This window comes from Klebsiella aerogenes (assembly GCA_029027985.1).
In the GTDB taxonomy this organism is placed as follows: domain Bacteria; phylum Pseudomonadota; class Gammaproteobacteria; order Enterobacterales; family Enterobacteriaceae; genus Klebsiella; species Klebsiella aerogenes_A.
The window spans coordinates 167,321-191,943 of sequence record CP119076.1 but is presented as its reverse complement, the minus strand read 5'-3'; the positions used below and the strand labels follow the sequence as shown (position 1 = coordinate 191,943).

Genomic DNA, 24,623 nt, shown 5'->3' with positions numbered 1-24,623 from the left:
AAGAGAGATTCTCCGGGGAATTTTCTCCGTATTCAGACGTCATAATCAACCGTCACGCTTGCGGTGGCAAAGAATAAAAAGGATTAAGGAAATAAGATGAAAAAACGCGTACTCATGATTGCTGCTATCGTTAGCGGCACACTGGCTATTTCTGGTTGTACTACCAACCCTTATACCGGCGAACGCGAAGCAGGGAAATCCGGCATCGGCGCAGGTATCGGCTCTTTAGTGGGCGCTGGCGTCGGCGTGCTCTCTTCTTCCAAACATGACCGCGGCAAAGGCGCGCTGATTGGCGCAGCGGCAGGCGCGGCGCTCGGCGGCGGTATCGGTTACTACATGGATGCGCAGGAAGCAAAACTGCGGCAGAAAATGCAGGGAACCGGAGTGAGCGTGACGCGAAATGGCGACAACATCGTGCTGAACATGCCGAATAACGTCACCTTTGACAGCAGCAGCGCCAACCTGAAACCAGCAGGCGCCAACACTCTGACCGGCGTGGCGATGGTCCTGAAAGAGTACGAGAAAACCGCGGTCAACGTCGTCGGCTACACCGACAGCACCGGCAGCAACGACCTGAATATGCGCCTGTCGCAGCAGCGCGCGGACAGCGTCGCCAGCGCCCTGATCACCCAAGGCGTCACTGCAAACCGCATCCGTACGACCGGCATGGGCCCGGCGAATCCGATCGCTAGCAACAGCACGGCGGAAGGCAAAGCGCAGAACCGTCGCGTAGAAATTACCCTCAGTCCGCTGCAGTAATCTCTTCGTTTCCAGCCCGGTAATCTCTTTGCCGGGCAAAATGCTTGATATCGCTATTTTTCGCGCTAAGGTGTTGGCAGATTTTCAGCAAAGGAAGCCCTCATGGCGAAAGCGGCGCGAGCAACCATTAGCGATGTGGCGAAAGCCGCAAGGACCGGTAAAACCAGCATTTCACGCTACCTTAACGGCGAAAAGCATCTGCTTTCCGACGATCTGTTGGCGCGTATTGAAAAAGCGATTGCCGAGCTCAACTATCGCCCCAGCCTGATGGCCCGCGGCCTCAAACATGGCCGTACCCGCCTGATTGGTCTGATCATCGCTGATATCACCAACCCCTACTCCGTTAACGTGCTAAGCGGCATTGAAGCCGCCTGTCGTGAAAAAGGCTTCACGCTGTTGGTGTGTAATACCAACAACGAAGTCGATCAGGAGCTGCACTACCTCGACCTGCTGCGCAGTTATCAGGTTGAAGGGATCGTGGTCAATGCGGTGGGTATGCGCGAAGAAGGGCTCAACCGCCTGCAGCAATCCGCGCTGCCGATGGTGCTTATTGACCGTAAAATTCCTGATTTCGCCTGCGATGTTGTCGGGCTGGATAATACTCAGGCGGCGACCACCGCCACCGAGCATCTGGTGGAAAAAGGCTTTGAAGCGTTGCTGTTTTTAAGCGAACCGATTGGCTCGGTTAACACTCGCCGCGAGCGTCTGGACGCTTTCCGCGCCACGCTGCAGCGCTATACCGGCATCGTAGCGGAAAATGCCGAGGTGCCGCTCAACGATGGCGCGATGATGGATAACGTGCTGCGCCAGTTCCATGCCCGCCACCGCGGGATGCGCAAAGCGGTGATTTCCGCTAACGGCGCGCTGACCCTGCAGGTCGCTCGCTCGCTAAAACGTGTTGACCTGATCTGGGGCAGCGATATCGGCCTGCTGGGCTTCGATGAACTGGAGTGGGCAGAGTTAGCCGGCGTCGGGATAACTACCCTCAAGCAACCGACCTGGCAGATTGGCTATGCCGCCGTCGAACAGGTGATCAGGCGCATCGAAGGCGGCAACGATCCCATTTGCGAACGGGTTTTCTCCGGCAAACTGATTGTCCGGGGATCAACTTCTCGTTAACGATTCATCGTGATGACGATCATAAATTAAACATCCTGGCCTTTTCTTTGGAACCGGTACCATCTAGCGTAATAGGGAGTTAAGTCCCACCACGCCAGGAGTTTGTTAGATGGCCAGAAAAATTATTGTCGTCACCGCCGCTTACGGTAACGACCACGTCAAAGCACTAGGTGGGCAGTCCGCCGTATTACCCTTTATCGCCGCCTCCGGCGCCGATGGCGTGGAGATTCGCCGCGAACTGTTCAGCGCAGAAGAGCTGAACCAGTTGCCAACGCTGGCGGCAGACATTGAAAAACAAGGTCTGCTGGCCTGTTACTCCGCGCCGCAGGCGTTGTTCGCCGACAACGGCGAACTGAACCCGCATCTCCCGGCGCTGCTGCAGGAAGCGCAAACCCTTAACGCGCTGTGGCTAAAACTCTCTCTCGGCAATTTCATCCATAACCAACAGCTGGAAGCGCTGCGTGACATCCTGAGCGCCAGCGGTATGGCGCTGGTGGTGGAAAATGACCAGACCGATTGCGGCCAGCTGGCGCCGATGCAGCGCTTTAAAGCCGCTTGCCGGGTCCATCAGATGCCAGTGACGCTGACGTTTGATATGGGCAACTGGCTGTGGGTCGGCGATTCGCCGGAAGAAGCTGCGCGTCACCTCGCCCCCGCCGTCAGCTATATTCATGTGAAAGCAGCAGAGCCGCACCATGAAAAATTCCGCGCCGTCCCGCCGGATCAAGCGGACGCACGCTGGCTGGCGCTGCTCGATAATCTGCCCGCCGATGCGCCGCGCGGTATCGAATTCCCGCTGGTCGGCGACGATCTGACGGCCGTCACCCGCCATTACGTCAATCTGTTACGCGAGGATTAAGTCATGGAAAACTTAGATGTCATTACCATCGGCGAGGCCATGGCGATGTTTGTCGCGACGGAAACCGGTGAGCTGGCAGAGGTTGAACGCTTTATTAAACGCGTCGCCGGCGCCGAACTGAACGTGGCGACCGGCCTGGCGCGCCTGGGCCTGAAAGTGGGCTGGGTGAGCCGGGTCGGCAACGACAGCTTTGGCCGCTTCGTGCTTAACTCGCTGGCGAAAGAGGGCATCGACGCCCGCGGCGTGACCGTGGACGAGCGCTATGCCACCGGTTTCCAGATGAAATCTAAAGTAGAAAATGGAACCGATCCCATTGTGGAGTATTTTCGGAAAGGCTCCGCGGCCAGCCATCTGTCGGCGGAAGATTTCCGTGCCGACTATTTCACCAGCGCGCGCCATCTGCATTTGAGCGGTGTCGCCGCTGCGCTGTCCGATAGCTCTTATGCCCTGCTGGAACACGCAGCGAAGGTGATGAAGGCCGAAGGGAAAACCCTTTCTTTCGACCCGAATCTGCGCCCGGTACTGTGGAAAAGCGAAGCTGAGATGGTGGAGAAACTCAACCGTCTCGCCTTCCAGGCCGACTGGGTATTACCCGGCTTAAAAGAGGGTACGATCCTCACCGGTCAGCAGACGCCGGAAGGTATCGCTGATTTCTATCTCGCACGCGGCGTTCAGGCCGTGGTGATTAAAACCGGCTGCGACGGTGCCTGGTTCAAAACCGCCAGCGGCGAACAGGGAGCCATCGCTGCGATTAAAGTCGACAACGTGGTTGATACCGTCGGCGCGGGCGATGGTTTTGCCGTCGGGGTGATTAGCGCCCTGCTGGAAGGAAAAACCCTGACCCAGGCGGTGAACCGCGGTAACAAAATCGGTTCACTGGCCATTCAGGTACAGGGCGATAGCGAAGGGCTGCCCACCCGCGAAGCGCTGGGCGAATAATCTTTTCACGCAAAACAGCCGTCCTGTACCCTACATGCAGCACGGCACAACAGCGCCCGTCCCGGCGGGCGTATGTCACCTCATTGACAGAGGCAAGCCTATGAACAGTTCAACGAATGCAGCAAAACGCTGGTGGTACATCATGCCTATCGTGTTTATCACGTATAGCCTGGCGTACCTTGACCGCGCCAACTTCAGCTTTGCGTCGGCCGCAGGTATTACCGAAGATCTCGGCATTACCAAAGGCGTCTCATCGCTGCTCGGCGCCCTCTTCTTCCTCGGCTATTTCTTCTTCCAAATCCCGGGAGCTATCTACGCTGAACGTCGCAGCGTGCGCAAACTTATCTTTATCTGTCTGATTTTATGGGGCGGCTGCGCCTCGTTGACCGGCGTGGTACATAACATTCCGGCGCTGGCGGCCATCCGCTTTATCCTTGGCGTGGTGGAAGCGGCGGTCATGCCGGCAATGCTGATTTATATCAGCAACTGGTTCACCAAATCGGAACGTTCGCGTGCCAATACCTTCCTGATCCTCGGCAACCCGGTCACCGTACTGTGGATGTCGGTGGTCTCCGGTTACCTGATTCAGGCCTTCGGCTGGCGTGAAATGTTCATTCTTGAAGGGATCCCCGCCGTCATTTGGGCCTTCTGCTGGTGGGTGCTGGTGAAAGACAAACCGTCGCAGGTGAACTGGCTGGCGGAGAGTGAAAAAGCAGCGCTGCAGGAACAACTGGAGCGTGAACAGCAGGGTATCAAAGCCGTGCGTAACTATGGCGAAGCCTTCCGTTCACGCAATGTCATTCTGCTTTGCATGCAGTATTTCGCCTGGAGTATTGGGGTGTATGGTTTCGTACTGTGGCTGCCGTCAATCATCCGTAGCGGCGGCGAAAATATGGGGATGGTTGAGGTCGGCTGGCTCTCCTCGGTACCGTATCTGGCGGCAACGATTGCGATGATCGCCGTCTCCTGGGCCTCCGATAAAATGCAGAATCGTAAACTGTTCGTTTGGCCGCTGTTGCTGATTGGCGGGCTGGCGTTTATCGGTTCCTGGGCCGTCGGCGCTAACCATTTCTGGGCCTCTTATACCCTACTGGTCGTCGCTGGCGCGGCGATGTATGCGCCATATGGCCCCTTCTTCGCAATTATTCCGGAGATGTTGCCGCGTAACGTCGCTGGCGGCGCGATGGCGCTGATTAACAGCATGGGCGCGCTGGGCTCCTTCTTTGGTTCCTGGTTCGTTGGCTATCTCAACGGCGCAACCGGCAGCCCATCCGCCTCGTACATTTTTATGGGTGTGGCGCTTTTCGCCTCAGTATGGCTTACTTTGATTGTTAAGCCTGCTAATAATCAAAAACTTCCGCTTGGCGCTCATCACGCCTGAACGACTAACACTCCGGAGATACGCATGAAGCCGTCTGTCATTCTCTATAAAACGCTTCCCGACGACCTGACACATCGTCTGGAGGAACACTTTTCCGTGACTCAGGTGAAAAACCTGAGCCCGGAAACCGTTGCACAGCACGCGGAAGCCTTCGCCCAGGCTGAGGGCTTACTGGGTTCCAGTGAAAAGGTTGACGCCGCGTTGTTGGAGAAAATGCCGAAGCTGCGTGCGACCTCCACCGTTTCCGTCGGCTACGACAATTTCGATGTCGATGCGCTGAATGCGCGTAAAGTGTTACTGATGCACACGCCAACCGTGCTCACCGAGACCGTCGCCGATACGGTAATGGCGCTGGTACTGAGCACGGCGCGTCGGGTGGTTGAAGTAGCCGAACGCGTGAAAGCAGGGGAATGGACAAAAAGCATTGGCCCGGACTGGTTCGGCTGCGATGTACACCATAAAACCTTAGGCATCGTCGGCATGGGCCGTATCGGGATGGCGCTGGCGCAGCGCGCCCACCATGGCTTCGGTATGCCGATTCTGTATAACGCGCGCCGTCAGCATCCGCAGGCGGAAGCCCGCTTCAACGCTCGCTATTGCGATCTTGATACCCTGTTGCAGGAGGCGGACTTTGTCTGTCTGATCCTGCCGCTGAGCGAAGAGACTCACCATCTGTTCGGTAAAGCGCAGTTTGCGAAGATGAAGTCTTCCGCCATCTTCATTAACGCCGGACGCGGCCCGGTGGTTGACGAGCAGGCGCTGATCGCCGCGCTGCAGTCCGGAGAGATCCACGCCGCCGGTCTCGATGTCTTCGAGCATGAACCACTGGCCAAAGACTCGCCGCTGCTGACGCTGCCGAACGTGGTCGCGCTGCCGCATATCGGTTCCGCTACCCATGAGACCCGCTATAACATGGCGGCCTGCGCGGTCGATAACCTGATTGACGCGTTGAACGGTAAGGTAGAGAAGAACTGCGTGAACCCGCAGGTAAGATAAGCAAGAAAGGCAGAAACCCGGCCGATAGCGAAAGCGCCATCGGCCGGGAGAACCACGGTCTACCGATTAACGCGTAGCGTTAACCGCCGCCGTCCAGGCCTGATTAAAGGCCTGATGCTGAGCGGCCAACGGGGAGATCAGCGCATTGTACTGGCTCGCCTGCTGTGACGTCGGGAACTGAATACCGTTGGCCACGAAGCTCACCTGAGTCCCCTGCTGAGCGACAAAATCACCCACCTGGACCAGCTGCTGGGTAAATACCTGCGCAGCTGGGATCAGCGGCTGCAGCGCATTCGCGGGCGCGGTCACGACTTTATTAAACACCTGGTCATAAACCGGCTTCAGATCATCAGCCTGTTTCAGCGCGCCATGCGCGGCATCCGCCTGCATTTTCGCGTTTTCCAGCTGCTGGCTCAGTACGCCAAGCGCGCCGTTAGCCTGACGTAGCGGTTCACGCTGAGTGGTATAATCCTGGGCAACGCGAATCGCGTTGACGCTGTCCACCACCGGACGCAGACCCGCATCCATCGCCTGGCTGACCTGCTGTGAATAAGCATAAATCACCGCATAATCGGAAACGAAGGGACCGAACTGTTTTTTCTGATCGGCCGTCAGCGTCGGCAGGCGTTCGCCGCTACGCATCGCCGTATTCTGCAGGAAGTCGATGAACGCTTTGCGCTGATCGCCTTCTTTATCAAAACACCCACTCAGGCTAACCACCATTAATATGGCCGCAACGGCCGCAAACCAGCGAGAGCAGGACTTTCCTGTCGCCATTTTTTTACTCCTTCAGCCAAAAAAAGCGCAAACAGGCACACGCGTGCCAGACGCTGACAAGGATAGTCCAGGACGGCCTTGCAGGATACCCTTTCCTGATATTCTTACTCAGGAAAACGTCCTTTTTTACCTTCCCGCCGCCAGGCGAGTCCGCTGTTAAGTTCATCACATTTGACGCGATAATTTAACCCGCAAAAACAACAATCAATTTTTTGATTTTATTGAAATTAATAAAACGATCAGCCGCGGCATTTGGCAAAACGGACGATAATCGCACGCTTCCTGACGACAGTGCATTGTCTGCAACCAGGTTCAATGATTTGATAAATGAGCGATTAACGACGTTATGTTCGATTATCGCACAACCAACATCCATGACAGCGAGGGAGACTATAACCATACCTCTGTCCCCCGCTCAGCCTGCCAGGAATGCCGTATGAAAAAAACAACCATCGATATTCAGGCTTTTATTAATGAACATCCTTTCACCAAGTACCAATGGATGATTCTCGCCTTGTGTTTTATTACCGTCGCCATGGACGGATTCGATACCGCGATTATCGGCTTTATCGCCTCAGACCTGGTGCAGGAATGGGGCGTTGAAAAGTCCGCGCTGGGCCCGGTCATGAGCGCCGCGCTGGTCGGGCTCGCTGTCGGCGCGCTCACCGCCGGGCCGCTGGCCGACCGTATTGGCCGCAAGAAAGTGCTGATTATGTCGATCCTGGTGTTCGGTGGCTTCAGCCTGTTAACCGCCTTTGCCAGCAGCCTTAACCAGCTGACGTTGCTGCGTTTCCTCACCGGATTGGGCTTAGGCGCGGCAATGCCGAATGCCGCGACGTTAATGAGCGAATATGCCCCGGAGCGCCGCCGCGCGCTGCTGGTTAACCTGATGTTCGTGGGTTTTCCAATGGGGTCTTCGCTGGGCGGTTTTCTGTCGGCCTGGATGATCCCGCACTACGGCTGGCAGAGCGTACTGGTGCTCGGCGGCATCATGCCACTACTGCTGGCGGTGGCATTAATCTTCTTACTACCGGAGTCTGCCCGCTATCTGGTCGTCAAGCGGCAGCCCGCACCACGTATCGCCGCGATCCTGACGCGCATCGCGCCGCTGCCGGAAGCGGTGGAATTCGAGCTGCGTGAAGCCGGTCAGGTAAAAGAGAAATCGGCCATTGGCGTGATTTTCTCCCCGCGCTACGCCGTGGGCACCGTGATGCTATGCCTGACCTATTTTATGGGGTTGCTGATTTTCTATCTGCTGACCAGTTGGCTGCCTCTGCTGATCCGCGAAACCGGCGCCTCGATGAGCCAGGCATCCATCATCACTGCGCTGTTCCCGCTCGGCGGCGGCATTGGCGTGCTGATCCTCGGCGCGCTGATGGATAAGATCAATCCCAATAAGGTGGTTGCCGTCGGGTGGTTGCTCACCGGCGTCTTCGTCTGTCTGGTCGGCTTCTCCACCAGCAGTCTGCTGCTAATGGGGGTGATGGTATTTATCGCCGGCAGTATTATGAACGGCGCACAGTCGTCAATGCCAGCACTGGCTGCCGGCTTCTATCCGACGCAGGGGCGCGCCACCGGTGTGGCCTGGATGCTTGGCATCGGTCGCTTCGGCGGGATCCTCGGCGCTTTCAGCGGCGCCTTCCTGATGCAGGCACAGCTGCCGTTTAAAACCATCTTCGCTCTGCTGGCGATCCCGGCATTTTTATCCGCCCTCGCGCTGCTGGTGAAGTACAAAATCAGCCAGCGTCGGCCTGCCGTTGCGCAAAACGACGCCGATAACCTGCAGAAGGTGTAACCCGCAAGGCCAGCGTTTAGCGCTGGCCTTTCGCATCCGGTTGCAGTCGTTTACATAAATTTTCTCATGTCGCCGTACTGTTAATAATCATTGTCTTACCCCTCTCCATTGCCCACCCCACACTGAAATCGCTAAGCAGCGCCGATAAGTAATAACCTGCGTTATCATTTATGCTTTTTTTGCGGCTATTCTTAATAAGCTCGATGTACTTTACTCTCCGCTGCGAGACAGAAAAGGAGCTCTCAATGGAATATAAAGATCCGGTATTTGAATTGCTGAGTAACCTGGAACAAATCGTTTTTAAAGATGAAATACAAAGCGTTACGGTCACCGGTAACACAGGTGTGTTTAGCGAATTTGAGCTGTTGCGTAAGGGCTCAGGACTCAAAATTGATGATTTTGCCAACGCCATGGGCGTGAGTGTGGCGATGGTCGAGGAGTGGGAATCCAGACGAATCAAACCCTCGTCCACGGAACTCAAGCTGATGCGCCTGATGATGGCCAATCCGCAGCTCTCAAGACAATTAATAGACCGATGATATACTTTTTCCTCTTCTGATAACGGTCCTGATTCAGGGCCGTTTTACGTTCAGTTGAAAAAAATGTTTGCTATCCCACGTCGAACATGAGTTAATGCGTGCAGGTTTGATGTACAGACCACAGAGCAGTCGAATAGAGCAGTCCTTCTAAGGTTATCCATTAGATATCCCCCGTAGTGAACTTTCCCTTTATCGCTTTAAATCTGTAAGTCCAGACCGTAACGCCGAAAGGCTCATTTATTTTTTTAAAGGTAATTCGCTATGTCCGGTAAAATGACTGGTATCGTAAAATGGTTCAACGCTGACAAAGGTTTCGGCTTCATCACTCCTGACGATGGTTCTAAAGACGTGTTCGTACACTTCTCTGCTATCCAGAACGATGGCTACAAATCCCTGGACGAAGGTCAGAAAGTTTCCTTCACCATCGAAAACGGCGCTAAAGGCCCGGCAGCTGGCAACGTAACTTCCCTGTAAGTTCAAGCCGCTAAGAATTGAAAATCCCTGCCCTACGGCGGGGATTTTTTTTGTCTAATGAAAAAAAGCAGACCACGAGCGGTCGCAGGGGCAGCTCACATCCGGAAATGGGATATCAGGGCAGGAAGCCGTACCACAGCACCGTTCCGTCCATTCGCGACGTTTTTCTTTACGCTCATCATCCTCGTCATCATTTGATAAGCGCAGCGATAACCTTTGCGCGGAGAGATAAAGCGCTGGTAGCGAGCGATCAGCTTTAATAGCAATTCATCCATAAATTTACTGTGTTTTCCCAGAAAGAGCGCTATAAAAAAACCCGCATTTCTGCGGGTTTCTATACATCGATTACTGTAGCAGCGAAATATCCGCCACCTGCAAGAACAACTGCCGCAGCTTGGACAGCAGCGTCAGACGGTTGATACGCACGTCTTTATCTTCGGCGTTCACCATCACGTTCTCGAAGAACTCATCCACCGGCTCACGCAGGGATGCCAGTTCAACCAACGCTTCCTGATAACGGCCTTCTGCAAAGTACGGCTGCAGCTTATCGCGCAGCACCACCAGATTACCGGCCAGCTTGATTTCCGCCGCTTCTTTCAGCACGGAAGCGTGAACGATATCGTTCAGGGTCTCGTCAGATTTCGCCAGGATGTTGGATACACGCTTGTTAGCCGCCGCCAGCGCGGAGGACTCTTCCAGAGTGCGGAAGTGCGATACCGCCTTCATACGCGCATCGAAATCCGCCGGGCGGGTCGGACGACGTGCCAGGACCGCCTGAATAGTGTCAACGCCGTAGCCTTCGTCCTGATACCAGGCGCGGAAACGGCCCAGCATGAAGTCGATAACGTCATCCACCACGTTGGCATTAGTCAGCTTATCACCGTACAGACGTACCGCTTCTTCGGTCAGCGTTTGCAGATCGAGGTTCAGGTTCTTCTCAACGATGATACGCAGCACGCCCAGCGCGGCACGACGCAGCGCGAACGGGTCTTTATCGCCTTTCGGATGCTGACCGATACCGAAGATACCCGCCAGGGTGTCCATCTTGTCGGCAATTGCAACCGCGCAGGCAACCGGGTTGGATGGCAGCGCATCGCCGGCAAAGCGTGGTTGATACTGCTCGTTCAACGCAACAGCGACGTCTTCCGCTTCGCCATCGTGGCGCGCGTAGTGCATGCCCATCACGCCCTGAGTATCGGTGAACTCGAAGACCATGTTGGTCATCAGGTCGCACTTGGACAACAGGCCCGCACGGGTAGCGTGATTGACGTCAGCGCCGATTTGTTCGGCAATCCAGCCCGCCAGCGCCTGAATGCGATCGGTCTTGTCACGCAGGGTGCCCAGTTGCTGTTGGAACAGCACGGTTTCCAGGCGCGGCAGATTATCTTCCAGACGTTTTTTACGGTCAGTATTGAAGAAGAACTCGGCGTCAGCCAGACGTGGACGCACGACCTTCTCGTTACCGGAGATGATCTGCTGCGGGTCTTTCGACTCGATGTTAGCCACGAAGATAAAGTTCGGCAGCAGTTTGCCGTCATTATCATAGACCGGGAAGTATTTCTGGTCGCCCTTCATGGTGTACACCAGCGCTTCGGATGGCACCGCGAGGAATTTTTCTTCGAACTTCGCCGTCAGCACGACCGGCCATTCAACCAGCGAGGTCACTTCTTCAAGCAGGCTTTCGCTCAGGTCAGCATTACCGCCAATCTTACGCGCCGCTTCTTCAGCATCTGCTTTGATTTTGGCTTTACGCTCAGCGTAGTCCGCCACCACTTTACCGCGCTCCAGCAGGATCTGCGGATACTGGTCGGCATTGTCGATGCTGAACTCCGGCTCGCCCATAAAGCGATGACCGCGGATGATACGATCGGAAGCGATGCCCAAAATCGTCGCCGGGATAACCTGATCGCCCAGCAGCAGGGTCACAGTGTGAACCGGGCGCACGAAGTGGACATCAGACGCACCCCAGCGCATCAGTTTCGGGATCGGCAGTTTAGCCAGCGAGGTCGCGACCATGTTCGGCAGTAGCGTTTGCGCGCTTTCACCCTTTACATGAGCGCGATACAGCAGCCATTCACCTTTGTCGGTGGTCAGACGCTCGGCCTGATCGACGGTAATACCGCAGCCGCGCGCCCAGCCTTCGGCTGCTTTGCTCGGCTTACCTTCAGCATCAAACGCCTGAGCGATAGCCGGGCCGCGTTTTTCGACTTCGCGATCCGGCTGGGAGGCAGCCAGATCCGCCACTTTCAGCGCCAGGCGGCGCGGCGCGGCAAACCACTCGACAGTGCCGTGCGCGAGGCCCGCGTTATCCAGTTCAGCAGTAAAGTTGGCAGCGAAGGATTCAGCCAGGCTGCGCAGTGCTTTTGGTGGCAGCTCTTCGGTGCCGATCTCCACCAGGAAAGTTTTCTCAGACATGGCCGCCTCTTATTTGTCTTTGTTGCACATCGGGAAGCCAAGGGCTTCACGGGAAGCATAGTAAGCTTCTGCCACTGCTTTGGTCAGGGTGCGAATGCGCAGAATGTAGCGCTGACGCTCGGTGACGGAGATGGCTTTACGCGCATCCAGCAGGTTGAAGCTATGGGCGGCTTTGAGAATACGCTCATAGGCTGGCAGCGGCAGTGGAGTTTCCAGCGCCAGCAACTGCTGCGCTTCTTTCTCATACTGCTCGAAGCAGGTGAACAGGAAGTCCACGTCTGCGTATTCAAAGTTATAGGTGGATTGTTCCACTTCGTTCTGATGGAACACGTCGCCATAGGTGGTTTTACCCAGCGGGCCGTCGCTCCAGACCAGATCGTATACGCTGTCCACGCCCTGGATGTACATCGCCAGACGTTCCAGACCGTAAGTGATTTCGCCGGTAACCGGTTTGCACTCCAGTCCGCCGACCTGCTGGAAGTAAGTGAACTGCGTCACTTCCATGCCGTTCAGCCACACTTCCCAGCCCAGGCCCCAGGCGCCCAATGTCGGGTTTTCCCAGTTATCTTCCACAAAGCGGATGTCGTGGATAGTGGGATCCATACCCAACTCTTTCAGGGATCCGAGGTACAGCTCCTGAATGTTGTCCGGAGAAGGCTTAATCACCACCTGGAACTGGTAATAGTGCTGTAAGCGGTTCGGGTTTTCGCCATAGCGGCCATCGGTCGGGCGACGAGATGGCTGTACGTAAGCCGTCGCCATCGGCTCTGGTCCCAATGCGCGTAAGCAGGTCATTGGGTGGGATGTGCCGGCGCCGACTTCCATGTCCAGTGGTTGAACAATGGTGCAGCCCTGACGAGCCCAGTAATCCTGTAAGGTCAGGATCAGGCCCTGGAAGGTCCTGGTATCAAACTTTTGCATATTATTTCGTGCTGGATACGTGTGGATTTAAAGGAAGGGATCAGTATACCCGCTGGCTGCGAGATATACAGTACGAAACGCCTTTGTTTAGCGAAATTTGAGCAAAGCGGCGTCAAGATGCGGCGTTTAAGCCGCATTTAGCGCATAGAAAGATGCAGAAACTGGCCGTCCGGATCAAAAGAACAGATAAAACGCTCATTCTGCGAAGTCAGACCAGAAAGCTCATAGCTCGCCTGGAACTGTTCGAAATGATTCACATCGACGCGACGGGTATCCGTGCTGTAGCGTAACGCAGCCTGATCCTTGCATAACTTTTCCATGTTCAGCGTGGTTTGCGGCGTAATACGCGCTTTTTGCGCTTTTTGGACCGGTTGAGCGGGCGTTTGGCTGCAGCCGACCAGCAGCAGCGCCAACAGGGCGGAAACGAAATATTTCATCATTATTTTTCTCAACCGCCTTGTTAGCAAATTGTTATCGTGCAGACACAGTGAAACAACCTGAGCATTTTGCGAATCTCGTCCGCTCTCTACAAGAGTGTGGTAAAAAACTCGGAATATTCCATTGCGATGCCGACAAATTAAGGAAGTCAGACTCTCTTTATACGGGGTTCATTGAGGTACAGATGCAGGAAAAAATTAACTGGATTACGAATTTGCGCGGTATAGCCTGTCTGATGGTGGTCATGATTCACAGCACGACCTGGTATATTACCCACCCGCATAGCATTAGCTTATTCGAGTGGGATATCGCCAACCTGCTTAACTCAGCATCGCGCGTCAGCGTCCCGTTATTTTTCATGATTTCAGGCTATCTGTTTTTTGGCGAGCGCAGCGCTAAACCACGCCATTTTCTGCGCATCGCGCTGTGCATCCTGTTCTACAGCGCCCTGGCGCTGCTCTATATCACTCTGTTTACTCATATCAACGTTGAACTGTCATTGAAGAATTTACTGCAGAAACCGGTGTTTTATCACCTGTGGTTTTTCTTCGCTATCGTGGTGATTTACCTGCTCTCGCCACTGATCCAGGTGAAACAGGTCAGCGGAAAAACGCTGCTGGCGTTGATGCTGATGATGGGCATCATCGCTAACCCCAATATGGTGAGCATCAAAGCAGGCGGCGTCGAATGGCTACCGGTAAATCTCTATATCAACGGCGATACCTTTTATTATGTGCTGTACGGGATCCTTGGCCGAGCGATTGGCGCCATGGACACCGACAAAAAAGGATTAACACTGCTGTGCGCGCTGCTGTTTACCGCCACGGTGTGGGTGATTTCACGCGGTACGCAACATGAACTGCAATGGCGCGGCGATTTTGGCGATACCTGGTATCTGTACTGCGGGCCGGCAGTGTTTGTCAGCGCGATATCCCTGCTAACGCTGGGCAAAAATATCCTGAATGGCCGTGAACTCCCCGGCATCGCCTTAATCGCCCGACATTCGCTAGGCATTTATGGTTTTCATGCGCTGTTTATCCATGCGCTGCGTGCCAGCGGACTGACGCTAAGCCGCTGGCCGTTGCTGGATATTATATGGATTTTCGTCGCCGCGCTGTTGGGTAGCTTGCTACTGTCTATGCTGGTGCAGCGAGTGGACAACCGCCGACTGGTGAGCTGATCAATAGCGCACGCGGACAGCCTATTCCACTGAGTTACTGCGCGCTTTTTCCGTGATTTTGGCTGGATAAAACGTTGCCGAGGCGCCATACATACACACGAACCACGCCATAACGTAAACGCCTTTTTCACGCCATGGCGCCGGGACAAACCAGGCGCCAACCAGTAGCAATCCCACCGCTAACAACAGTACCAGCCGACACAAGGAGATAAAATCATCGTCCCGCTGCGTTTCCTGTTCCGTTCGCTGGTACGTAAGTACTGCAAAGACCCCCATCACCAGCACGCAGAGGAAATAGCCTTTACCACTGAATAGCGGGCAGGTTCGCCAGATACCGATTAAGTAAACCAGCGCACCCAGCAGCATGATGAATCTTGCCGTCGTACGTTTTAATTTCATTGTGCCTCCCTGGCCATGGCAACGACCATTATGACCGGGGAATCGCCGATTGCCGCTGTTACTACAGGCTGAAACCCATAATTCGGAATAAATAAATACGCAAATTGAATCAATGCGAAGAGAATCATTCAGGGGGGAATTCGCCCCATAACATGGGGCGAGAAACAACTTATGCCATCAGCGGTTTAAGCTGCTGATAGATCTGGCGGAACACTTCACGGCACGGCGCATAACGGGCAAAACGTTGGGCATCAGGCAGGTGCGCTTGCTCCAACGGAAGCTGAGGCAGGAAGTCAGAGAAAGCCGCATCCTGGTGAACAGCCAGCTGCGCCAGCCTTGCCGCGCCTAACGCCGGACCGACATCGCCGCCGGTGCGGAAATCCAACTGCTGGCCGCTAATATCCGCGAGCATTTGCCGCCAGTATGCGCTACGCGCGCCACCGCCGATAAGCGTGACGCTTTCCGGTTTCACGCCGCAGGCATGAACAACATCCATACCGTCCGCTAACGCGTAACCCACCCCTTCAAGTACCGCCCGCGCCAGCTCGGACGGCCCATGCTGATGCGTGAGACCAAAGAAGACGCCCTTCGCCTGCGGGTTATTGTGCGGCGTACGCTCGCCTGAAAGATACGGCAGGAACCATATCGGGTCGGCATTTTCATCTGCGACCTGCGCTGCGGCGATAAGCAACGGGACGCTGCCAAGCCCGGTCAGCTTCGCCGCCCAATCCAGACAGGAAGCGGCGCTGAGCATCACCGACATTAGATGCCAGCGGCCTGGCAGCGCGTGACAGAAGCTATGCACCGCGCTTTCCGGTTTACTCAGAAAACCATCGCTAACGGCAAAATAGACGCCTGAAGTGCCGAGCGACAACATCGCCTGTCCGGCATCAGCCATGCCGACGCCAACAGCACCGGCGGCATTGTCGCCGCCGCCCGCCACCACCAGCGCCTGCGGCATATTCCATGCACTGGCCACTTCGGCGCGGAGTTGCCCGGTGACATCGCAGCCTTCAAACAACGCGGGCATATTGTCGCGACTCAGTCCGCAAGCAGCGAGCATCTCATCGCTCCAGTCACGCTGAGCGACATTCATCCACATCGTGCCAGCGGCGTCGGACATATCGCTGGCGAGCTCGCCGCTCATCCGCAGGCGTAGATAATCTTTCGGTAACAGCACCTTATCGACCTGCCTGAAGATATCGGCTTCATGGCGCTGCACCCACAGCAGTTTAGGCGCCGTGAAACCCGGCATCATCAGGTTGCCAGTTATCTGTCGCGAAGCGCTGACTTTTTCTTCCAGCAGCATACATTCTTCGCCACAGCGGCCGTCATTCCATAAAATCGCCGGGCGCAACACGCGCTGCTGTTTGTCGAGCAGCGTGGCACCATGCATCTGTCCGGCGATACCTAAGGCTTTGACTTCGCGCAGGGAGTGTTGCGCTCCCAGCGCCTGCATTGCGCGATCTGTTGCCTGCCACCACTGTTCGGGATCTTGTTCGGACCAGAGCGGATGCGGGCGCGAGACGGTGAGTTTTTCGGTATGCGTAGCCAGTACATCGCCCTGTTCGTTGAGCAGAATGGCTTTTACGCCCGAGGTCCCTAAATCAATCCCGATATACATGCAGCATCTCCTTAACGCGAACGCCACGGCAAAGCGTGGCGTATTAAAACAGGTTATCGCCAATGCCCGGATGCGCCGGGCATTTTGTGGGCATTACTTATCGAACAGATAATGGTTCACCAGGTTTTCCAAGCGCTCCTGATGGCCGCTGTGATGCTGCGGCGCCAGGTTGTGCTGCGTCGCATACTGCGCGATGTCAGTCAGCGTCATCTGGCCTTTGAGGATCTGTTGACCCAGTTCACCGTTCCAGCCGGAATAGCGTTTCGCCACGCGTTTATCCAGCTCGCCGCCTTCGATCATCCGCGCCGCGACTTTCAGCGCCAGCGCCATGGTATCCATCGCGCCAATATGGCCGTAGAAGAGATCGTATTTGTCGGTGCTCTGACGACGAACTTTGGCATCAAAGTTAAGACCGCCAGTGGTGAAGCCGCCCGCTTTGAGGATCTCATACATCACCAACGCATTCTCTTCCACGCTGTTCGGGAACTGGTCGGTATCCCAACCCAGCTGCGCATCGCCGCGGTTGGCGTCAACCGAACCGAACAGGCCCAGCGCGATGGCCGTCGCGATTTCGTGATGGAAAGAGTGACCGGCAAGCGTCGCATGGTTAGCTTCAATGTTCAGTTTAATCTCTTTTTCCAGACCAAACTGTTTGAGGAAACCATAAACGGTGGAAGCATCATAGTCATACTGATGTTTTGTCGGCTCTTGCGGCTTCGGCTCGATCAGCAGAGTTCCCTGGAAGCCAATTTTGTGTTTGTGTTCTACCACCAGCTGCATAAAGCGGCCAATCTGCTCGCGTTCCTGGCGCAGATCGGTATTAAGCAGAGTTTCATAACCCTCGCGGCCGCCCCACAGCACATAGTTTTCACCGCCCAGTTTGTGAGTGGCGTTCATCGCGGTGACGACCTGAGTCGCCGCCCAGCTGAAGACTTCCGGATCGGGGTTAGTCGCCGCGCCTGCGCCGTAACGTGGGTGGGTAAAGCAGTTTGCCGTCCCCCACAGCAGCTTCACGCCGCTTTGCTGTTGTTTTTCCGCCAGCACGTCAACCATCTGAGCGAAGTTATTACCGTACTCCTTCAACGAAGCCCCTTCCGGGGAAACATCGACATCGTGGAAGCAGTAATACGGCACATTCAATTTGTGGAAAAACTCGAACGCCACATCCGCTTTGCGTTTCGCCATCTCCAGCGCTTCGCCCGGCTGCTGCCAGGGGCGATCGAATGACCCGACGCCAAACATATCCGCGCCATTCCAGCAGAAGGTGTGCCAGTAGCAGGCCGCGAAGCGCAGGTGCTCTTCCATACGTTTACCCAGTACCAGTTCATCCGGGTTGTAGTGACGAAAAGCCAGTGAATTAGTCGATTTTGGGCCTTCATAACGAACGCGATCGAGTTGATCGAAATAGGTCTGCATAGAGAACTCCATATTCAGGGGTGCGGCGATTAATAAGTCATGCGTTAATATAGAATTCTGTTTTCCCACTCCTCAATTACGTTATTTCACACCACCATTGAGAGAATCCACAAACGTGCGCCAGCTCCCAAAAAAATATCTTTCAGAGTCATGATTGGAATCAGATGTTGGAAAATCAATGAAATAAGTTGAATGCTTATGAATAAAATACGATCGCGGTCATAAATTACAAAATAAACTAAATTTCATAATGCGAAAATAAGAACCGGTAATTGCCAGCCCTCGCTTCCCCGTTAAGAATCTGCAACGTATCTGCAACTTGACGTTTATTCCTGTTCGCCTTACCTACCCTTTGAAAAGGTATCGTTATTATGAAGATAAAGAACCTTTGCCTTACGCTCTGCGCTTCATCGCTCCTTCTCGCCAGCATGGCGGGTATGGCTAAAGAAGTTAAGATTGGCATGGCTATCGACGACCTCCGTCTGGAGCGTTGGCAAAAAGATCGCGATATTTTTGTTAATAAAGCCGAATCATTAGGTGCCAAAATATTTGTCCAGTCCGCCAATGGCAACGAAGAAACACAAATGTCGCAAATTGAAAATATGATCAACCGCGGCGTCGATGTTTTAGTCATTATTCCTTATAACGGTCAGGTACTCAGCAACGTTATTAAAGAGGCAAAACAAGAAGGCATTAAAGTTCTTGCTTATGACCGCATGATTAATAATGCCGACATCGATTTTTATATTTCTTTCGATAACGAAAAAGTCGGTGAAATGCAGGCCCAGAGCCTGGTGAACAAGGTACCTCAGGGTAATTATTTCCTGATGGGCGGTTCGCCGGTGGATAATAATGCCAAGCTGTTCCGCGCCGGACAAATGAAAGTCCTCAAGCCTTATGTTGATGATGGTAAAATTAAGATCGTCGGCGATCAGTGGGTTGATGGCTGGCTGCCGGAAAACGCGCTAAAAATAATGGAAAACGCGCTGACGGCGAATAACAACAAAATCGATGCGGTGGTTGCCTCCAACGATGCGACCGCTGGCGGCGCAATCCAGGCCTTAAGCGCTCAGGGGCTGGCCGGCAAAGTGGCGATTTCCGGTCAGGATGCCGATCTGGCAGGAGTGAAGCGCATTATTTCCGGCACCCAGACCATGACCGTCTATAAGCCCATTACCACGCTTGCCACCAACGCCGCGGAAATCGCCGTTGAACTGGGCAACGACCAGCAACCGAAAGCCGACGCCACGCTCAATAACGGGCTAAAAGACGTTCCCTCGCGCCTGCTAACGCCCATTGAAGTCAATAAAGAGAATATCGACGCCACGGTCATTAAAGACGGTTTCCACAAGAAGAGTGAACTGTAATGGCTGACGCCCCGTATCGGGGCGTCGTTTTCATCCCGCCGGATATCGCTTTTGCGGAGCCTCTATGTCCTGGTTACTCGAAATGAAGAACATAACTAAAACCTTCGGTGCCGTTAAAGCCGTGGATAACGTCAGTCTGCGGCTTAATGCCGGAGAAGTCGTGTCATTGTGCGGCGAAAATGGTTCGGGGAAATCGACGCTAATGAAAGTGCTGTGCGGCATCTATTCGTACGGCAGCTATGACGGCGAGATTATTTTTGCGGGCGAATCACTGCAGGCCAGCCATATTCGCGATACTGAGCGTAAAGGCATCGCGATTATTCACCAGGAGCTGGCGCTGGTGAAACACCTGACAGTACTGGAAAATATCTTTCTCGGCGCGGAGATCTCACGCCACGGTCTGTTGGATTACGAAACCATGACCCTGCGCTGCCAGAAGCTACTGGCGCAGGTTAATTTATCGATCTCGCCCGATACCCGCGTCGGTGAGTTAGGCCTTGGTCAACAGCAGTTGGTTGAAATCGCTAAGGCGCTGAATAAACAGGTTCGGCTGCTTATTCTCGATGAACCTACCGCCTCATTAACCGAACAAGAGACAGCGACGCTGCTGGCGATTATTCGCGATCTGCAACATCACGGCATTGCCTGTATTTATATTTCGCACAAGCTGAATGAAGTCAAAGCAATATCCGACACCATCTGCGTCATTCGCGACGGCCAGCATATCGGCACCCGCGACGCCAGCGGCATGAACGAAGATGACATTATCACCATGATGGTCGGGCGCGAGCTTACCGCGCTTTATCCTAACGAGCCGCACAGTCACGGCGATGAGATCCTGCGGATCGAACATTTAACCGCCTGGCATCCGGTGAACCGCCATATCAAACGCGTCAACGATATCTCATTCTCCCTGCGCCGCGGAGAAATCCTCGGTATCGCCGGACTGGTCGGCGCCGGGCGCACCGAGGCGGTGCAGTGTCTGTTTGGCGTCTGGCCGGGGCGCTGGCAGGGAAGTATTTTCATCGATGGCCAGCCGGTAACGATTAACAACTGTCAGCAGGCTATCGCCCATGGCATTGCCATGGTGCCGGAAGACCGCAAAAAAGACGGCATCGTCCCGGTGATGGCGGTCGGCAAGAATATTACTCTCGCGGCGTTAAACCAGTTCACTGGCCCGGCGAGCAGCCTCGACGACGCCGCAGAGCAGCACTGCATCCAGCAGTCTATTCAACAGCTGAAAATCAAAACCTCCTCGCCAGACCTGGCGATAGGTCGCCTGAGCGGCGGTAATCAACAAAAGGCGATTCTGGCCCGCTGTCTGTTGCTCAATCCGCGTATTTTGATCCTTGATGAGCCGACTCGCGGCATCGACATCGGTGCGAAATACGAAATTTATAAGTTAATCAACCAACTGGTGCAGAAAGGTATCGCCGTCATTGTGATCTCATCTGAGTTGCCCGAAGTGCTCGGGCTCAGCGATCGGGTGCTGGTGATGCACGAAGGCAAGCTAAAAGCCGATTTAGTTAATCAAGGTCTGACCCAGGAACAGGTGATGGAAGCCGCACTGAGGAGCGAACGCCATGTCGAAAAACACGTCGTCTGAAATCAAACTTACCCCGCCCGCTCCCGCCGCTTTCCCGGCGCTTAAAGGGCTTAATCTCCAGGTCTTCGTGATGATTGCCGCCATTATCGCCATCATGCTGTTCTTTACCTGGGCCACCGATGGCGCTTATCTGAGCGCGCGTAATATCTCCAATCTACTGCGGCAGACGGCGATCACCGGGATCCTCGCTGTCGGTATGGTATTCGTGATTATTTCTGCGGAGATCGATCTTTCGGTCGGATCGATGATGGGGCTACTCGGCGGTGCGGCGGCAATTTTTGACGTCTGGTTCGGCTGGCCGCTGCCGCTCACGATCCTCGTCACACTGCTCCTGGGGTTGCTGCTCGGCGCCTGGAACGGATGGTGGGTCGCCTATCGTAAAGTCCCTTCTTTTATCGTCACCCTTGCCGGGATGCTGGCATTTCGCGGTATTCTGATCGGCATTACCAACGGGACCACCGTCTCGCCGACCACACCAGCGATGTCGCAAATCGGGCAAAGCTATCTGCCGGACGGTATTGGCTTTGGTATCGGCGTCATCGGTATGGCGGCATTTATCATCTGGCAATGGCGCGGGCGGATGCGCCGCCAGGCGCTAGGGCTGCCGACTGCCGGCCCCACTACCGCCGTTGGCCGCCAGACCATTGCTGCGGTGATTGTGCTGGGTGCTATCTGGCTACTCAATGACTATCGCGGTGTGCCAACGCCGGTGCTGATCCTCTCCGCCCTGCTGTTGGCGGGCATGTTTATGGCTACCCGCACCGCCTTCGGTCGCCGCATCTACGCCATCGGCGGCAACCTTGAGGCCGCCCGCCTGTCCGGGATTAACGTCGAGCGAACCAAACTTGCGGTATTCGCGATTAATGGCCTGATGGTCGCCATCGCCGGGTTAATCCTCAGCTCGCGTCTCGGCGCAGGTTCGCCTTCCGCAGGTAACATCGCCGAACTGGACGCCATCGCCGCCTGCGTCATTGGCGGTACCAGCCTGGCGGGCGGCGTCGGCAGCGTCGCGGGGGCGGTAATGGGGGCGTTTATTATGTCAGCGCTCGATAACGGCATGAGCATGATGGACGTCGCCACCTTCTGGCAATACATCGTCAAAGGGGCCATTTTGCTGCTGGCAGTATGGATGGATTCGGCCACCAAACGGCGAACATAACGGTATCAAAATTAAAAATGCCCGAATAATTTGCGCCACCGCCAAACTTCGCGACAAGAAGCTTGAAATCGTTCGGGCATTCGCCGGTATTGTATTGCTGGCATGAAAGCAGGAACACAGTCCATGTTTGAAAAGCGTCACCGCATTACACTGTTATTTAACGCGAACAAAGCTTACGACCGCCAGGTTGTCGAAGGTGTTGGCGAGTATCTACAAGCAGCGCAACTGGAATGGGATATTTTTATCGAAGAGGATTTTCGCGCACGCATCGAGAACATCAAGGAGTGGCTAGGCGATGGCGTTATCGCCGACTACGACGACCCCGAAATTGAAAAACTGCTGGCGGACGTTAACGTGCCCATTATCGGCGTCGGCGGTTCTTATCATCAGCCAGAGCGCTATCCGCCGGTCCACTACATCGCCACCGATAACGCCGCGCTGGTTGAAAGCGCCTTCCTGCATCTGAAAGAAAAAGGGGTGCACCGCTTCGCTTTTTACGGCCTGCCCACCTCAAGCGGCAAACGCTGGGCAGTGGAGCGCGAACATGCATTCTGCCAGTTGGTCGCCAAAGAGAAGTACCGTGGAGTGGTCTATCAAGGACTGGAGACCGCGCCGGAGAACTGGCAGCATGCGCAAAACCGGCTCGCCGACTGGTTGCAAACCCTCCCCCCGCAAACCGGCATCATCGCCGTCACCGACGCTCGCGCCCGCCATGTTCTGCAGGCCTGTGAGCGGCTGCATATTCCGGTGCCGGAAAAACTCTGCGTCATCGGCATCGATAACGAGGAGCTCACTCGCTATCTCTCCCGCGTCGCGCTCTCTTCCGTCGCGCAAGGTACCCGGCAGATGGGCCACCAGGCAGCGAAACTACTGCACCGTTTACTGGAAAACGAAGCGCTGCCGCTACAGCGCCAACTGGTGCCGCCAATGCGCGTCATCGCGCGGCGCTCCACCGATTACCGCTCGCTCACCGACCCTGCCGTGATTCAGGCGATGCACTATATCCGCAATAACGCCTGCAAAGGCATTAAGGTTGAGCAGGTACTTGATGCTGTCGGTATTTCCCGTTCCAACCTGGAGAAACGCTTTAAAGAAGAGGTTAACGAGACCATTCACACGGTGATCCATAGCGAGAAGTTGGAAAAAGCCCGCAGCCTATTGGTCTCCACGACCCTGTCGATTAATGAGATTTCACAGATGTGCGGCTACCCGTCGCTGCAGTATTTCTATTCGGTATTTAAAAAAGAGTATGACGTCACGCCGAAGGAGTACCGCGACCGGCACAGTGAAGTGATGATGTAGCACGCAAAGAAAAATGCCCGGGCTAGCGCGCCGGGCATTGAGCATTACATATGAGCGGCAATTAAGCGCTGATTGTCCTGATACATCGCGAAGAGGTAGTTGTTATAGCTCGACCCTCGGGTCGAATAGCCCTTCAGCTTATGAATCATGGTGCTGGCGGTCACTTCCTGGTCCGTCTTACGCAGCTGCGCACGGGACTTACGGAAGGACGAATAGGCCGGATGCGTGTTCAGGTTTCTAACATAGGCCTGAACAGACTGCTCCACAGATTCAAACTGAGAGTAGCCTTTCATCGCGCCGCGGCAGTTACCGCCGCCGCACTTCATACCAAACAGATTGTTGTTTTCACGCGCCAGCTTCGAAGTACCCCAACCGCTTTCCGCAGCAGCCATCGTCGCCACCATGCTGTTAGGAATAATGTCGACGCGCTCAAGCAGCGGGTTCCATGGTATATGGCGAGTATTGCCAGACCACTTCACCTTGTAGCGTGAGGCGATATCTTTCAGACGCGCCTGCTCGCTCGGCGACCAACGGCCGTCGTACTGTTTGGATACCAGCCAGTTGCGGTCGGCTGTAATCGCCTGATTTTGCTTTGTAATGTAAGGCATAACCGTCCGGAGAAACGCTTTTTTCCTTGGTGTTCCGGAAGGGTATTTTCGCAAATCAGGAAGTGAACTGCTCTTTACACTATTGCGAGAATACTCTTGTTTACTGCTAACCTTGATACTACTGGGCTTATGAACTTTCTTAACTACTGAGGCTTTATGACTCTTTGTTGCTGTGTGTGTTGTCGCCAGCACACTACCTGAAAAAATACAGGTAAGTAACATGAGTATCGCAGCCCCATATCGTCGCATGGGAATCGATATCATTAGGTCTCCTGGTCGGATTTAATCATTCCAACACCTTGTTTTTCGCAAAAAATCGATAGTTGAATCGCGAATAGTATCAAAAATACCCAGAGAGAGCATCAAGAGAAATAGTCCAATTCCTAATTGCTGTCATCTGAAATCGGTTTCTGCGCCGCCGCGAAGGCGCAGAAATGCTAGCTCCGTCTCATTTATAGCTCATTTTTTGAACTAAATCACTCACCCCTGTTTATCCTCCCCACAAAACGGCAGGCAGGATGAGTTCAACCATCTGGCGTGCGGGCACACT

At 54.7% G+C, this 24,623-nt stretch carries 22 protein-coding genes; 14 read left to right on the top strand and 8 right to left on the bottom strand.

The features are described 5' to 3' along the window. Window positions 1-96 precede the first annotated feature (96 nt). From PYR66_00900 to ghrB, 6 genes are all read left to right on the top strand, one after another. Window positions 97-759 (top strand): OmpA family lipoprotein, encoded by a 663-nt coding sequence (locus tag PYR66_00900; protein ID WEF28329.1) that lies wholly within the window; start codon window positions 97-99, stop codon window positions 757-759. Window positions 760-861: 102 nt separating this feature from the next. Next, a complete protein-coding gene (locus PYR66_00895; GenBank protein ID WEF28328.1) occupies window positions 862-1,878 on the top strand; it encodes a LacI family DNA-binding transcriptional regulator in 1,017 nt (338 codons plus the stop codon). Window positions 1,879-1,987: 109 nt separating this feature from the next. Continuing rightward, the gene (locus tag PYR66_00890; protein ID WEF28327.1) at window positions 1,988-2,737 is read left to right on the top strand and encodes a sugar phosphate isomerase/epimerase; all 750 of its coding nucleotides are present in this window, start codon (window positions 1,988-1,990) and stop codon (window positions 2,735-2,737) included. A 3-nt stretch (window positions 2,738-2,740) separates the two neighbouring features. Further along, window positions 2,741-3,676 carry a sugar kinase gene (locus PYR66_00885; GenBank protein ID WEF28326.1) on the top strand — a complete coding sequence of 312 codons (936 nt, stop codon included), beginning with the start codon at window positions 2,741-2,743 and terminating at the stop codon, window positions 3,674-3,676. A gap of 100 nt (window positions 3,677-3,776) precedes the next feature. After that, complete coding sequence (locus PYR66_00880; GenBank protein WEF28325.1) at window positions 3,777-5,057, top strand: MFS transporter; 1,281 nt, start codon at window positions 3,777-3,779, stop codon at window positions 5,055-5,057. Window positions 5,058-5,081: 24 nt separating this feature from the next. Further along, window positions 5,082-6,053 carry a glyoxylate/hydroxypyruvate reductase GhrB gene (gene ghrB / locus PYR66_00875; protein WEF28324.1) on the top strand — a complete coding sequence of 324 codons (972 nt, stop codon included), beginning with the start codon at window positions 5,082-5,084 and terminating at the stop codon, window positions 6,051-6,053. Window positions 6,054-6,119: 66 nt separating this feature from the next. On the opposite strand, the gene PYR66_00870 is transcribed toward ghrB, so the two are convergent. Continuing rightward, window positions 6,120-6,830, bottom strand: coding sequence for a DUF3053 domain-containing protein (locus PYR66_00870; GenBank protein WEF28323.1), 711 nt, complete (start codon window positions 6,828-6,830; stop codon window positions 6,120-6,122). Between the two features lie 436 nt (window positions 6,831-7,266). On the opposite strand from PYR66_00870, the gene PYR66_00865 reads away from it, so the two are divergent. The 3 genes from PYR66_00865 to cspA all read left to right on the top strand — a co-directional run bounded on the left by PYR66_00865 (window position 7,267) and on the right by cspA (window position 9,638). Next, window positions 7,267-8,625 (top strand): MFS transporter, encoded by a 1,359-nt coding sequence (locus PYR66_00865; protein WEF28322.1) that lies wholly within the window; start codon window positions 7,267-7,269, stop codon window positions 8,623-8,625. A gap of 245 nt (window positions 8,626-8,870) precedes the next feature. Further along, a complete protein-coding gene (locus PYR66_00860; protein WEF28321.1) occupies window positions 8,871-9,164 on the top strand; it encodes an HTH-type transcriptional regulator in 294 nt (97 codons plus the stop codon). Between the two features lie 261 nt (window positions 9,165-9,425). Next, window positions 9,426-9,638 carry an RNA chaperone/antiterminator CspA gene (gene cspA, locus PYR66_00855; GenBank protein ID WEF28320.1) on the top strand — a complete coding sequence of 71 codons (213 nt, stop codon included), beginning with the start codon at window positions 9,426-9,428 and terminating at the stop codon, window positions 9,636-9,638. A 345-nt stretch (window positions 9,639-9,983) separates the two neighbouring features. Here cspA and glyS read toward each other — a convergent pair whose 3' ends face one another. The 3 genes from glyS to PYR66_00840 all read right to left on the bottom strand — a co-directional run bounded on the left by glyS (window position 9,984) and on the right by PYR66_00840 (window position 13,411). Continuing rightward, window positions 9,984-12,053 (bottom strand): glycine--tRNA ligase subunit beta, encoded by a 2,070-nt coding sequence (glyS, locus tag PYR66_00850; GenBank protein ID WEF28319.1) that lies wholly within the window; start codon window positions 12,051-12,053, stop codon window positions 9,984-9,986. A 9-nt stretch (window positions 12,054-12,062) separates the two neighbouring features. Next, window positions 12,063-12,974 (bottom strand): glycine--tRNA ligase subunit alpha, encoded by a 912-nt coding sequence (gene glyQ, locus PYR66_00845; protein ID WEF28318.1) that lies wholly within the window; start codon window positions 12,972-12,974, stop codon window positions 12,063-12,065. A gap of 137 nt (window positions 12,975-13,111) precedes the next feature. Beyond that, a complete protein-coding gene (locus PYR66_00840) occupies window positions 13,112-13,411 on the bottom strand; it encodes a YsaB family lipoprotein (GenBank protein ID WEF30545.1) in 300 nt (99 codons plus the stop codon). A gap of 185 nt (window positions 13,412-13,596) precedes the next feature. Here PYR66_00840 and PYR66_00835 point away from each other — a divergent pair, with 185 nt between their 5' ends. Next, complete coding sequence (locus tag PYR66_00835; protein ID WEF28317.1) at window positions 13,597-14,592, top strand: acyltransferase; 996 nt, start codon at window positions 13,597-13,599, stop codon at window positions 14,590-14,592. A 21-nt stretch (window positions 14,593-14,613) separates the two neighbouring features. Here PYR66_00835 and yiaB read toward each other — a convergent pair whose 3' ends face one another. The 3 genes from yiaB to xylA all read right to left on the bottom strand — a co-directional run bounded on the left by yiaB (window position 14,614) and on the right by xylA (window position 18,031). Beyond that, window positions 14,614-14,991 carry an inner membrane protein YiaB gene (yiaB, locus tag PYR66_00830; protein ID WEF28316.1) on the bottom strand — a complete coding sequence of 126 codons (378 nt, stop codon included), beginning with the start codon at window positions 14,989-14,991 and terminating at the stop codon, window positions 14,614-14,616. A gap of 169 nt (window positions 14,992-15,160) precedes the next feature. Continuing rightward, entirely contained in the window at window positions 15,161-16,615 is a 1,455-nt protein-coding gene (xylB, locus tag PYR66_00825; GenBank protein ID WEF28315.1) for a xylulokinase, read from the bottom strand. Between the two features lie 93 nt (window positions 16,616-16,708). Further along, the gene (xylA, locus tag PYR66_00820) at window positions 16,709-18,031 is read right to left on the bottom strand and encodes a xylose isomerase (protein ID WEF28314.1); all 1,323 of its coding nucleotides are present in this window, start codon (window positions 18,029-18,031) and stop codon (window positions 16,709-16,711) included. 371 nt (window positions 18,032-18,402) lie between these two features. Between xylA and xylF the strand changes: the two genes are divergently transcribed. The 4 genes from xylF (at window position 18,403) to PYR66_00800 (ending at window position 23,465) form a co-directional block, all read left to right on the top strand. Then, a complete protein-coding gene (gene xylF / locus PYR66_00815; protein ID WEF28313.1) occupies window positions 18,403-19,398 on the top strand; it encodes a D-xylose ABC transporter substrate-binding protein in 996 nt (331 codons plus the stop codon). 64 nt (window positions 19,399-19,462) lie between these two features. Continuing rightward, entirely contained in the window at window positions 19,463-21,004 is a 1,542-nt protein-coding gene (locus tag PYR66_00810) for a xylose ABC transporter ATP-binding protein (protein WEF28312.1), read from the top strand. Then, a complete protein-coding gene (gene gguB, locus PYR66_00805) occupies window positions 20,982-22,163 on the top strand; it encodes a sugar ABC transporter permease (GenBank protein ID WEF28311.1) in 1,182 nt (393 codons plus the stop codon). The genes PYR66_00810 and gguB overlap by 23 nt, the downstream gene beginning before the upstream one ends. Before the next feature lie 123 nt (window positions 22,164-22,286). Further along, on the top strand, window positions 22,287-23,465 hold the full coding sequence (locus PYR66_00800; protein ID WEF28310.1) for a XylR family transcriptional regulator: 1,179 nt from the start codon (window positions 22,287-22,289) through the stop codon (window positions 23,463-23,465). A 44-nt stretch (window positions 23,466-23,509) separates the two neighbouring features. On the opposite strand, the gene PYR66_00795 is transcribed toward PYR66_00800, so the two are convergent. After that, complete coding sequence (locus PYR66_00795; protein WEF28309.1) at window positions 23,510-24,337, bottom strand: protein bax; 828 nt, start codon at window positions 24,335-24,337, stop codon at window positions 23,510-23,512. Between the last annotated feature and the right edge of the window lie 286 nt (window positions 24,338-24,623).